The organism is Wenzhouxiangella marina, from assembly GCF_001187785.1.
Lineage (GTDB): Bacteria > Pseudomonadota > Gammaproteobacteria > Xanthomonadales > Wenzhouxiangellaceae > Wenzhouxiangella > Wenzhouxiangella marina.
This window is the reverse complement of record NZ_CP012154.1, coordinates 965,952-977,554: the sequence shown is the minus strand read 5'-3', so window position 1 is coordinate 977,554 and position 11,603 is coordinate 965,952. Positions and strand designations below refer to the sequence as shown.

Below are 11,603 nucleotides of genomic sequence, written 5' to 3'. Positions count from 1 at the left end.
TTCCGCCCCTCGGGTCGGATCGATCCAACGCCGCCGGCTCGTCCGGCGGCGTTTTTTTTGGAAAGGCTTCTGGCGTGACTGGCGGTGAAGGATTCGGATCGGCCCTGCCGTATAGGAAGACGAGCCCATTCCACAGCCCGAGACCATGCACTTCCAGGCCCGAACCCAGCGCTGCCCCGACAACCACGCATCGATCGGAGGCTGGCGCGCTCTGCTCCCACTGCTTCTCGTCCTGACACTTCTTCCGGCACTGGCATCCGCGACGATCGCGGGCCAATGGGACGACCGCTTCTTCCTTTCACCGGGCTGCGATGGCAGCATCCTGGCGACGGCACTGGCGCCGGATGGGCGGCTGTTTCTTGGCGGCCAGTTCGCCAGCTGCAACGGCGTGGTGGTCAACAACCTGGCCGTCTTCGACCCCACCAGTCAGAGCTACTCCGCGGTCATCGACCAGGGCGTGGCTGGCGTCAATGGGACGGTTCGCGCCCTGGTCTTCGACGGCAACTCGCTCTATGTGGCGGGCAGCTTCACCCAGGCCGGCAGCCTCAGCGCCAATCGCATCGCCCGACTCGATGGCAATGGCTGGTCCCGGCTGGGGACCGAGCAGGACAATGGCGTGACCACCACCACGATCTTCAGTGTGTTTATTCTGGACATGGTCCTGATCGGCAGCCGCCTGTACGTCGCCGGGAGCTTCGACACGGCCGGCGCCATCACGGCCAACAACATCGCCTACTGGGAAAACGAGCAGTGGTCCAGCGTCGGCAGTGGCGCCGAGAACGGCGTCGACGGGGGCGTCAACGACCTGCTGGCGCTGGGCAACCAGATCGTGCTCGGCGGAGGCTTCACCCAGGCCGGCACGATCGAGGCCAACCGCGTGGCCCTTTGGACGGGCAGCGCCTGGGCGTCGATCGGAACGGGCCCCGACAACGGCGTCGGCACGAGCTCCACACATTCGGTCAGCGCCCTGGCCAGCCTGGGTTCGGACCTGGTCGTCGGCGGGCGCTTCGACCGCGACATCGCCGGCGTGGAGCGAAGCAACCTCGTGCGCTGGGACGGCACGGCCTGGCAGGCCTTCGGCGCCGAGGACACGCAGTTTCCCACCAGTGATCGCGTCTCGGCCCTGCTCGTCGACGGCAGCGATCTGTATGCCGGCGGCAGCTTCGGCGAGATCGATGCCATCGAGGTCAACAACCTGGCACGCTGGGATGGCAGCGGCTGGCATCCGGTCGGTGCACTCACGGGCGGTGGCGTGGTCGGCAACAATGGCTCCGGCGGCCTGAACGATGGCTCGGTCTTCAGCCTGGCCAAGGTCGGCAACAGCGTTCTGGTCGGCGGGACCTTCTCCACCGCGGACGGGATCAAGGCCATGGGCATCGCGCGTTTCCTCGACGCCACCACCCTCCCCCTCGGCCCCGATGATGGCCTCGGCCTGGACGGCCGGGTGCAGGCGGTGGCGGTGTTCCAGAACGACATCTACGTCGGCGGCACCTTCAGCTACGCCGGCCCGACCCGCGTCAACCGCATCGCCCGCTTCGACGGCCAGCAGTGGCATGCGCTGGAGGATAATGGCTTCATCGGCGTGGAATCCTCGACGGTCGTCGGCCGGGAAGTGAACGCCCTGGCCGTCTACCAGGGCGAACTCCATGTCGGCGGCGACTTCGACGATGTCGCCGAGCTGGGCCTGCAGACCGCCAGCAACCTGATTCGGTGGACCGGCAGCGCCTGGAATCCCATCAACACACCCCCCTCGAGCACGGTCAACGCCCTGACCATTCACGAGGGCGAGCTGCTGGTGGGCGGCAATTTCCTGACCCTCTTCGGCGGACAGACCGTCAATCGAATCGCCGCCTTCGATGGCAGCGTCTGGAGCGCGCTGGAAAACTTCCTCGGCAATGGCGTCGATGATGCGGTCTACAGCCTGGCGAGCAGTGGCGAGGGCCTCTACCTCGGCGGCTGGTTCAACACCGCCGGCGGGGTGGCTGCCGAAGGGGTGGCCCTCTGGGACGGCACGGGCTTCAGCAGTCCAGCCGGGGGTCCAGGCGGGGATGTCTATTCGCTCGTCGCGAACCCCAACCGCCTGGTCGTCGGCGGCGGTGCCTTCAGCCCGGACAGCGGCGATTTTTCGCGCGTCCTGTCAAGCTTCAGCGACGGAAGCTGGCTCGATCCAGCAGACCTCGACGATGGCTTTGCCAGCGGTCTCCTCGACGATCCGGCCGGGCTGGTGATCGCCGGACGCATCGAGACCCAGGCTGGCCTGAGCCTCGGCATCTCGATCCTGGATGACAGCGGTCAGATCCAGCGTCTCGGCGAGCCGGTCTTCCCCGCCCTGGCCCTGGACCTCGGCGGCGCCATCGCTGTCAGGCGGCACCAGAACACGCTGCTCGTTGGCGGCGCCTACAACTGGCTCACTGGATTGCCTGTTGCCGGATTCTCGATCTTCACCTTCGACACACAGGTGGAAGACGCGATCTTCTCCGATCGCTTCGAGGGAGCGGACCAATGAGCGAATTCTGGCAACATCTGGTCGACAGTTTCAGTCCGGCACAGAAGCTGATTCTCAAGGTCTGCGCGGTCGTGATCGCTTTGGGCCTGAGCATCCTGGGCATCGATCGCTTCATCGTCCAGCCACGGCAGGCACCCTCGACCGAGCCGGCAGCGTTCGACGCCTCGTCGATTCGCGTCGAACGGCCACTGCCCAAACTCGATCTCGGCCTGGACGAACAGGTCCGCCGCACCCATCGCGAACTCGAGGCGCTGCGCCTCGAACGCGAACATCAGGTGCAGAAAGGTCATGAAGGAACCCAGCCCGATGCGCCGGAGCGCGATGACCCGTTCTGAGTCCAGCCCTGTTGAAAAGCCCTGGCGCGCATCGGACGACTTGTTCGAGCGCCTGCGCGAACTGGGATTTCAGAAGCACACGCGCTTTGCAAGCCTGATCTGGGAGGGCGCTTTCGAGGGCCGCAGAACCTCCCTGACCATCAGCCGCCAGACCCGTACGCGCTACCAGGGCAGAACCCGCCGGCGTGCCCACCTGGGCTGGCGTCTTCGCATCGAGATGGAATGCCGGGTCATGACCCGACTGTACTTCGTCAAGGAAAGCGTGACGCGCTGGCGGCTCCTGCGCTGGCTCTACCGCCTGAAGAAGCAGAGCGTGATCGAGGATCTACCGAGCGTGCTGGAGGGCTTCGATGTGGTTGCGGCCGATGAGACCTGGGGGCTGACCCTGATCGAGGATTGGGCCAGCATGCTCAATGTCGCCAGTCTGCTGACCGAGCGCAGCAGTGAGCAGCTGCGCGGCAGCGTCTACTTTCAGCCCGAGCGCCTGCACTACGGCAGCGGCCTGCTTCAAGTCAGCGACATGGATGCGACCTGGATCGAATCGGTGCTGCGGCGAGCCGCCCGGATCGCCGAAGGCGCTGAAGGCCTGCCCGATCCGACGGTGCAGAGTGCACCGACGCGCCTCGAGCGCCTGAGCCGAAAACAGCCCCTGTTGGCCGGCGCCCTTGTGCTGTCCGCCGTACTCGGCGGTCTGGCGATCATGACCCTCACGGGCCTGAGCCTGGTGCTGGCGCTGGCCTGGGGACTTTCAAGACTCTGAAGAGGCGGTTCAACCACTCCTTCGGGGACTGCCTCGACGCCGGACGGTCGGCAGCCGGGACGCCTCATTCAACCGAGCATCCCCTCAGGAGCCAGGCCGAGCGCAACAGGCATCCTGAATGATCTCGTCGGCCGGCATCTGCAGCTCGGATTGATCATCCACTCGCAAGAGGCCCGGGCCAGAGCCCTTGATATCGCTGATTTCCAAGCGACCGAACCTGACGACGGCGCCGTGGATTCCGAGCAATCGGCTTCATGTGTCGAGCTCGCCAGGCTCATGGCCGGAACCGATCCGAGAACAGGCTATCGGTCAAGGGCGCGACGGCTGTGGCGCCGTTGAGCGGGTCGCTGTTGTTCGAGAGGGCGGGGTCGTAATCGGCGCCCGTGATGCTCGCCCCGAGGTTGAAGTCGCCGGGATCGACGACGCGGTACTGAAGGAGAATTCGCTCCCGTTGCGCAAAGTCCATGGTCGCGAGTTCGCAATCGACCGCCTGGCACTGGTTACCGGACAGGAATTCGAGCTCCAGGTTGTCGGCGTCCACCGTCAACACCACATCACGGGCCCGATTGACGCCGCCGTTGATCAGCTCGATTTCGTAATCGACCACGTCCCCGGCGGCAAAGGGCGGCTGGCTGAGCAGCTCCACATCGACGACCAGATTGGTGGCGGCCTGGTAGTTCTGCTGGATGATGGCCTCGTTGTTGGCAGGGTTCGAATCCACCTGGCCCGGCTCGGCGTAGATCCGATGCGCCCAGCTCGGAACACTGCCATCATCGGGCGCAACGGGAGCGAACACGGCGATGGTGGCCACCAATTCTTCGTTGGCCGCCATGCTCGGTATGACGCAGGGCGAGCCCCCGGTGCAGAACGGCGCATCGAAGAAACCTCCGACCGCACCCGGCATCTCCGACCAGAAGCGGACATTCGATGCCGGCGCGTTGCCGGTCCGGATGCGAGCCGTGAACACCAGAAACTGATCCGAATAATACGGAGCGCTCTGGGCCAGCTCGAGCTCCACGGACACATCGGCTTCGCTGACCGCGCCCTGATTGCCCTGATCGTCCAGGTTGTCGGCGGGCGCGATGTCGAGCTGGGGCGCGCTCACCTCACCATCGAGCACGAAGGCCGCGGCATTGACCTTGAAGTCCAGGTCGATCTGGGCCGTCTGGCCGTCGTTCAGTTGGCCAAGTGTGCAGAGCGGGCCGTTGACCGAGCTGCAGCCGGCGAAGGCCTCGATAGTGCCACCGGCTGGAAACAGTTCCAGCTCCACGGGTGAGGCGGCCTGGCCGCCACCATTGGCGATGACTGCCCGATAGACCACCGTCTGGCCGACAAAGTAAGGGGGCGGCGTCAGCAGATCGAGCTGCAGAGACAGATCCGCACCGGGATCGATGGCACCGCTGGCCGAAGCCCGGTTGTTGCCTCCCGGATCGGATTCGTCCGGGTCCTGGTAATAGGACGCCCCCGTGCGCGAGGCCGCCACATCGACGTCGAAGCCGGCCGACTGAAAGCTGCCCAGCACGGCATCGATCGGCACGCGTACCGTTTCGCCCGCCGGAATCTGATTGATCAGGCAGGGCAGCGAGCTGCAGAAGGAGGCATCGACGCCCTGCACGAAGAACTGCTGAGTGGCCGCGCTCAGGGACACTGCATTGGCGTTCCCCGGACCGGCATTGGACACTTCGACCATGGCCCGCACGGCCTGGCCGTCCACCCAGGGCCCGGCTGGCTCGATGACCAGGCTGACCCCGACATCCGCGAAGGAGGTCAATTCATAGGCACCGATATCGCACTGGGCGCCGCGGGGCTCGCCGCGTTGATCCTCGGCCAGGCAGTAGGCTGGATCACCGGCGTCGACGACGCTCGAGTTCAGCGTCGATGCGCGGGTGCGCGTGAAGCCGCCGTTGTCCGCCAGCGCAATCACGCCGGGCCAGTCCCGGGGGCCGTTGCAGTCGAAATTGAAGTACTTGTTGGCCGTGTCGACGGTCCAGGTCGTGCCCGTGGTCACGCACTGGGCGAAGATCGAATTGCTGGCCTCGAGGATGGCGTTGACCACGCGCATTTCCGCGCTCATCGTCACGTGATTGAGGACGAGCACGCCGGGCCCCTCGTACTCGAGCTTCGGAATATCGACATAGCCCGATTCCGCATCCTCGAAGGTCGTGTTCTCGATCAGCACATCGGCTGCGTTGATCGCCCGAATGCCGTAGTAGCTCTCGTAGACCTCGCTCTTTCGGAGCACGAGGCTGCCCCCGTTCATGAACAGGCCGTCCGAGAGCGTCGTGCCCGCCTCTTCCGGGTTGAACAGCAGGGAGAAGTTCTGATCGAAGAAGACCTCTTCCAGATCCAGCACGCTGTCTTCGGCATAGATGCCCCCGCCGCGCTTCGGCGTCAGGCCCGTGCGTCGCGTCCAGTTGTTACTGATCACGGTGCGGGTCATCAGCAGCACGCCGTCCCGGATATTGATCGCCCCGCCATCGGACAGGCTGGCCGTATTGGCCCGGAACTCGCTGTCGACGATGCTGACCGTGGCGTCGCGGATGCTGAGTGCCGCGCCGCCCGGATTGCCGACGCCGTCACGCTTGCCGCCGAAGAACTCCACGCGATGGATGTTGACGGCGGTGCCGCTGCCATGAATCTTCAGGATCGGCACGGAAAAGTCGCCTGAAATCCGCAGATGGCCGGCCGCCGTCTGGGTGCGCAGGGTCAGGTCGGACTCGATCGTCGGCAACTCGCTCGACAGGGTGATCTCCCAGCCGTCCGGCGCCACGATCTGATCGGTGCCGGCGCCTGCGCTGCACTGGCCAATGGCCGAGTCCAGGTTGGCACTGCGGATGGCGTCGGCCAGGGAGCAGCCGTTCGGCCCGATGTCGATGATCGCGGCCCGGGTGATCGTCGGCATCAACAGGTTCAGGGAGAACAGGCAGATCAGAAGTCGGTGCTGGATCATGATCGAGGTTCCTTGGTCAACACCGAGCGCCAGCGAGGCGCGGCGGAGGAAGGAGGGGACGAAGCGCTCGGATCGGGACCCGGCCAGAGCCGCTGCACGAACAGCATCCCGGACAGGAGCAGGCAGAGACCGACCAGACCGCGCGCGATCTGATCGCCGTGAACGCCGGGAAACAACATCGCGGCCTGCGGCCTCGCCGGGTCGAGGTAGGCGGTGACCATCGTGCCGGGCGGGAAGCGACGAACCGCTTCAACGAGCCCGCCGCCGGGCCGATAGCCCGAGGCATGAAAGATCCTTCCCCTGTGGACGTATCGGTAGGCAAAGACGGGCTGGCCCGGGCCAAGGCGCCAATCCGAATCGCTGCGGCCCTGGAAGCGGGATTCGACGACCTGGGCCCGGACGGGCTCGGCATAGGCGGTGGAGTGATCCAGGTAGACGGGAAGCCAGGCTTCGAGGGAGAGCCAGAGGCCGATCGCGCATACGGAAATGGCGCAGCCGCGCTCGACCCACCCCCGCAAGCCCACCCTCGAAGGGTGCTCTGCGGCGTCGATGGTTCGAAGCGGATTCGGCATGACAAGGCTCTCGAATGATGGCAAGCTGATGGCCGGGGGGCGCATCGACGATCAGGATGCTACGGTCAGGTCATTCCATCACCTGCGGTAAGGTCCTGCATGAAACCAACTTGAATTCTTCGTGAAATCAGAGCCTTGAGCGCTACGAAACCGCCCAGATCATGAGCATCCACTTTCAGGACTTCGAACTCGACCTGGCCCAGAAACTGGTCCTGGGCCCCGACGGTCCGATCCAGCTCCGACCCCAGACCTTTGCCGTGCTCTGCCATCTGATCGAGCAGGCACCGGCGGTCGTCAGCCGGGACGAACTCCTCGACGCGGTCTGGGGCCACCAGGCCACCTCCGTCAGCTCGGTTCCCCAGACCATCAAGGAGCTGCGCCAGGCGCTGGGCGACTCGAGCAGCGACCCTCGGATCATCGCCACGCGGCGAGGCCTGGGCTATCAGTTCATCGCGACCGTCGAATCCTCGAACTCCGAAAACGCTTCGACGCCTCCCCATCCACCGCCGGGCCCGACCGGCACCGGAAAGAGAGCGCCCTGGGCCCTGCTCGGCCTGCTGGGCCTGTTGATCGCCGCCTTCGTCGTCTGGCGACTGCAACCCCTTCCGCCGAGCCCGCCGGCCATGCCGCCGACCCTGGCGATCAGTGCGATGGTCAATTCCGCCGACGACCCCGAGCTGAACTGGCTGGCGCCTGCCTTCGAGACCTACCTCGGCCATGCCCTGGTCGAACTGGGTGGCTTCCGGGTCCTGGCGCGGGATCAGGAGACCGTCGACGCCCCGGAGCCGGCCGACGTTCTGGTCGAAGGTCGCTATCTCGATGTCGATGGCCAGGGCCCACGACTGCTGGCGCAGCTGCGACGCCAGGACTCCGGCGAGATCATCGGCAACATCGAAACCGGCCTGGGTCGCTGGGACGTGGCCCGAATGAGCATCGACATGGCCAACGAGATTCGCCGGCGACTGGGTTTGCCAGCCACCGCTGACGATGGCTCGGTGCTGCGCGCCCGCCTGCCCGCCGACACGGAAGGACAGCGGGCCTACTTCGCCGCCGGCCAGGCACTGGAACGCTTCGATCGAGCCGGGGCCCTGGACGCGCTGAACGTGGCCTTGAACGGGCCGGCCGATGGCCCGCAACTCCGCCGCCTGCAGGCCCAGGTGCTCGCCGAGAGCGGCGACATCGAGGCGGCCCGATCGATCATCGAGCAGGCGCTCGAGTCGACTCGCCTCTGGCCGGCACGGGAACGGCTGGACATCGAGGCGGCCGCCGCCCTGCTGGACTTCGACTACGAACGTGCCACCGACCGGCTCCAGGCCATCACTCAGTTCTACCCCGACCCGGCCAACAGCCGACGCCTGGTCAATGCCCTGATCCAGTCCGGCCGGCTGGAAGCGGGACGGCAGGCCCTGAGCTCGCTTCGCGCCGCCCGCCCCGACGATGCCCGACTGGCCCTGCTGGCCGTCGAACTGGCGCGGCTGGAGCGCGACCAGTCCGCCCGTCTCGACGCCGCACGGGACGCACGGCGCCTGGCCGAAGCCGAGCAGACGCCGGGCTTGATCGCCGCCGCCCGCCTCGCCGAAGCAGGCGCCCTGACGCGCAGTGGCCAGCTCGACGACGCGCGGGCGGTCCTGGAGTCCCTGCTCGACGAGTTTTCCGATCTGGCAGCGGAAGACGAGGCCGAAGCCCGGCTCGGCCTGGCCACGATCGAGTTCCAGCAAGGTCGCCTCGAGTCCGCGCTGAACATGATTCCCGAGCTCAAGGCCCGCTACCAGGCCCTGAACCACCCGGAAGGCCTCGCCGAGGCCTACATGCTCGAGGCCTCGGTGCTCGATCGGAGCGGACGGAGCGATGCGTCGATCGCAGCCATGGAAGCAGCGATGGAGCAGCTCGAAACACTCGGAGATCCCAGGCAGCTGGCCCGCGCGGGCGTCCTGTACGGCGTGACCCTGATGCGCGCTCGCCAGACCGAGGCCGCCGAAACCCGCCTGGAGGAAGCCGCCAGCTACTTCCGACGGGTCCGGGACCGCCAGGGCGAAGGTGCGGCGCTGATCAATCGGGCCACCCTGCTGGCACGCGCCGGCCGGGCCAACGATGCTGAGCCGGTCTTCGAGCGCGCCCTCGAAGCCTTCCTCGATGCCGGCGATCTCCGTGGACAGGCCATCGTCCTCGGCAACCTGGCCGCCGTCGCCTATCAGCGGCGCGACGTCAGCCGTTCCATCGAACTGTCCGAAGAGGCGCTGGGTCTGTTCGAAGTCCTGAACGCGCAAACCGATATCGCCCGCGTGTCCTACAACCTGGGCCTGACGCAACGCAGCCAGGGCCGCTTGCTCGAAGCGGAACGACGCATCCGCCAGGCGGCCGAGGCCTTCTCGTCCCAGGGCGCGGCGCAGATGCAGATGCGAACCCTGACCACCCTGGCCAATCTGATGGTCGACATGGGGCGTCCGAACGCGCTGGGAGCGGTGATCGAACAGACGCAGGAGCTGTCCGTCGAGGACCCCGACGAACGCTCGGTCGTCGACATCGCACTCGGTCGGCAGGCCCTGATGGACGGTGAGCTTGCCGAGGCGAGAGCCCACTTTCAACGCGCCCTCGAACTGGCCGATGCAGCCGATAGCCAGCTTGGCCGGCTGCTCGCACGCTTCCAGCTGGCCAGGGTGGCACTGGCCGAGGGCAGCGCGGTGACCGCCGAGCAGGAAGCACTGGCCCTGCGCTCGGAGTACGCCGAGACCCGTGACTCGTCTCGCCAGCTCGACGTGCTCCTGCTGCTGGCCGAAGCCCTGATCGAACAGGACCGAAGCGAGGCTGGCGCCCGCGAACTCGAGGAGGCTGATCGCCTGCTGGCCGACGCACCGGATGCCCGCCAGGCCCTCGAACTCGCCATCCTGCGCAGTCGCATCAGCCCGCCGGATCTGGCCCGGGAGCGGCTGCAATGGGTCATCGAGACCGCCGGAGCGCAGGGCTACCTGCCCCTCCTCGAGCGCGCCCGGCGCTGGCTTGCCCTGCTGGAGGAGTAAGCCCCTGGCCCGCTGAAAGCGCGGGCTTCTTCACAGAAAGCGAAGCACTTTCAAGGAAGTTTCACGCTTTGATCAAGCAGTCCTGGGGGCTGGAGCGGACCATTCGCTTCGTTCTCCCCACCCTGAGGAATTGATCATGAACCACGCTTCTTCGCTTCGGCGTCTTGCGCTCTGCGCGGCCACCACCCTGTGTCTACAGTTCAGTCCAGCGGCCCGGGCCGGAGCCGATTGGGAGATCGATGCCCATCCCTGTCCAGGCCCCTCCCGAACCGATGCCATGCAACTCGATGCCGACGGGACGCTCTGGGTCGGCTGCGGCACCAATACCAACGGCCTGGGCCTGTTCGTCAGTCCCGATGGTGGCGACAACTGGCAGGCGGTGACCACCAGCCCGGCCGACATGGTCGACGAATTTCGCGTCATGACCCTGACCCGCGGCCACGACGGCGCCCTCTACGCCGGCGGCGTCGACACCACGGCGGGGACCAATCTGCGCGTGGTTCGCCTCGACACCAGCGGCCCGATGCCCTACCCGACCACGGCCACCCTGACCTCGGTTCCCCAGGTCGGCCGCCAGTTCAACGTCGGCAACTACGTCGAGCTGTCCGATGGACGCGCTCTGGCGGATTCGGAAACCGGTTTCGATCGCCTGTACCGCCCGGATGCCCTCACCGGCAGCTCGGCCGCCGATTGGGACGCACCGGCCACCGGCCTGGAACAGTTCCAGGACCTGGTCGCCTTCGATGAGGGCTTCTATGCCGCCGGCAGCCGGATCAATATCGCCCCGCGGGTCTTCCTTCCGCCGCAGACGCCCGGGAGCGAGCCCTGGCAGCTGGTCGAAGTGATCCTCGATGCGTCCTACGACGGGGAAATGTGGGGGATCGCCGTGAATGCCCAGCGCGTCGTCGCCGTCGGCGTCGACCAGGACAACGATACGGGCAAGATCTACGTCAGCGGCAACGATCCCTACAACGCCAACGACTACACGGTCTTCGACCTGCCCGACATCGTCGGCGACGGCGGCTTCGGCACCTGGGCCCGCGGCGTGTGCATGCGCAACGACACGATCGTCGTGGTCGGCGAACGCCAGCCCCTGGGCACGAATACGGGCCGGGTGATGATCTCGACCGACGGCGGCCAGAGCTTCAGCAACATCACGCCGACGCCGTCCGCCGAGAGTGTCAGCCGCTGTGCGATCGCCTCGGACGGGGAAGTCACCGTGGTCGGTGCCGGCGGTTTCGTGGGACGTTATCGTGGCGCCCTGGTTCCGGACCGGATCTTTTCCTCACGCTTCGAACCTGGCGGCTGAACGCATTCCGGAACGCCTTCGCGGTCGCGCGCGCCGGCCGTCCCGGCCCGAGAAGGACGAGCCCGCCTCCACCCCGCCATCGGTCGCCGAACAGGTATACACTTGGCCGGAAACCGCGCCGGCGGGAGGGTCGGCGCCCGCCGCCACGCTTCAG

The 11,603-nt window shown here is 66.6% G+C and carries 7 protein-coding genes; 5 read left to right on the top strand and 2 right to left on the bottom strand.

All coding sequences use genetic code 11. The features are described from left to right. Positions 1-145 precede the first annotated feature (145 nt). From WM2015_RS04195 to WM2015_RS04185, 3 genes are read left to right on the top strand one after another with little or no spacing between them, the layout of a single operon-like run. Positions 146-2,506, top strand: a complete 2,361-nt coding sequence (locus WM2015_RS04195; protein WP_049724870.1) for a Kelch repeat-containing protein — start codon at positions 146-148, stop codon at positions 2,504-2,506. Continuing rightward, entirely contained in the window at positions 2,503-2,841 is a 339-nt protein-coding gene (locus WM2015_RS04190; protein ID WP_049724869.1) for a hypothetical protein, read from the top strand. Before WM2015_RS04195 ends, WM2015_RS04190 begins: the two co-directional genes overlap by 4 nt. Next, positions 2,828-3,601 (top strand): hypothetical protein, encoded by a 774-nt coding sequence (locus WM2015_RS04185; protein WP_156200844.1) that lies wholly within the window; start codon positions 2,828-2,830, stop codon positions 3,599-3,601. The genes WM2015_RS04190 and WM2015_RS04185 overlap by 14 nt, the downstream gene beginning before the upstream one ends. A gap of 274 nt (positions 3,602-3,875) precedes the next feature. Here WM2015_RS04185 and WM2015_RS04180 read toward each other — a convergent pair whose 3' ends face one another. Next, complete coding sequence (locus WM2015_RS04180; protein WP_049724867.1) at positions 3,876-6,551, bottom strand: choice-of-anchor Q domain-containing protein; 2,676 nt, start codon at positions 6,549-6,551, stop codon at positions 3,876-3,878. Then, on the bottom strand, positions 6,548-7,123 hold the full coding sequence (locus WM2015_RS04175) for a DUF3592 domain-containing protein (protein ID WP_049724866.1): 576 nt from the start codon (positions 7,121-7,123) through the stop codon (positions 6,548-6,550). The genes WM2015_RS04180 and WM2015_RS04175 overlap by 4 nt, the downstream gene beginning before the upstream one ends. A gap of 161 nt (positions 7,124-7,284) precedes the next feature. Here WM2015_RS04175 and WM2015_RS04170 point away from each other — a divergent pair, with 161 nt between their 5' ends. Continuing rightward, the gene (locus WM2015_RS04170) at positions 7,285-10,140 is read left to right on the top strand and encodes a winged helix-turn-helix domain-containing protein (RefSeq protein WP_049724865.1); all 2,856 of its coding nucleotides are present in this window, start codon (positions 7,285-7,287) and stop codon (positions 10,138-10,140) included. Between the two features lie 136 nt (positions 10,141-10,276). After that, positions 10,277-11,449 carry a beta propeller repeat protein gene (locus WM2015_RS04165; protein WP_156200842.1) on the top strand — a complete coding sequence of 391 codons (1,173 nt, stop codon included), beginning with the start codon at positions 10,277-10,279 and terminating at the stop codon, positions 11,447-11,449. The last annotated feature ends 154 nt before the right edge of the window (positions 11,450-11,603 follow it).

Coding starts and splice junctions, on each gene's coding strand:
- WM2015_RS04180 (WP_049724867.1), bottom strand. CDS start 6,551: ATGATCCAGCACCGACTTCTGATCTGCCTGTTCTCCCTGAACCTGTTG.
- WM2015_RS04175 (WP_049724866.1), bottom strand. CDS start 7,123: ATGCCGAATCCGCTTCGAACCATCGACGCCGCAGAGCACCCTTCGAGG.
- WM2015_RS04195 (WP_049724870.1), top strand. CDS start 146: ATGCACTTCCAGGCCCGAACCCAGCGCTGCCCCGACAACCACGCATCG.
- WM2015_RS04165 (WP_156200842.1), top strand. CDS start 10,277: ATGAACCACGCTTCTTCGCTTCGGCGTCTTGCGCTCTGCGCGGCCACC.
- WM2015_RS04190 (WP_049724869.1), top strand. CDS start 2,503: ATGAGCGAATTCTGGCAACATCTGGTCGACAGTTTCAGTCCGGCACAG.
- WM2015_RS04185 (WP_156200844.1), top strand. CDS start 2,828: ATGACCCGTTCTGAGTCCAGCCCTGTTGAAAAGCCCTGGCGCGCATCG.
- WM2015_RS04170 (WP_049724865.1), top strand. CDS start 7,285: ATGAGCATCCACTTTCAGGACTTCGAACTCGACCTGGCCCAGAAACTG.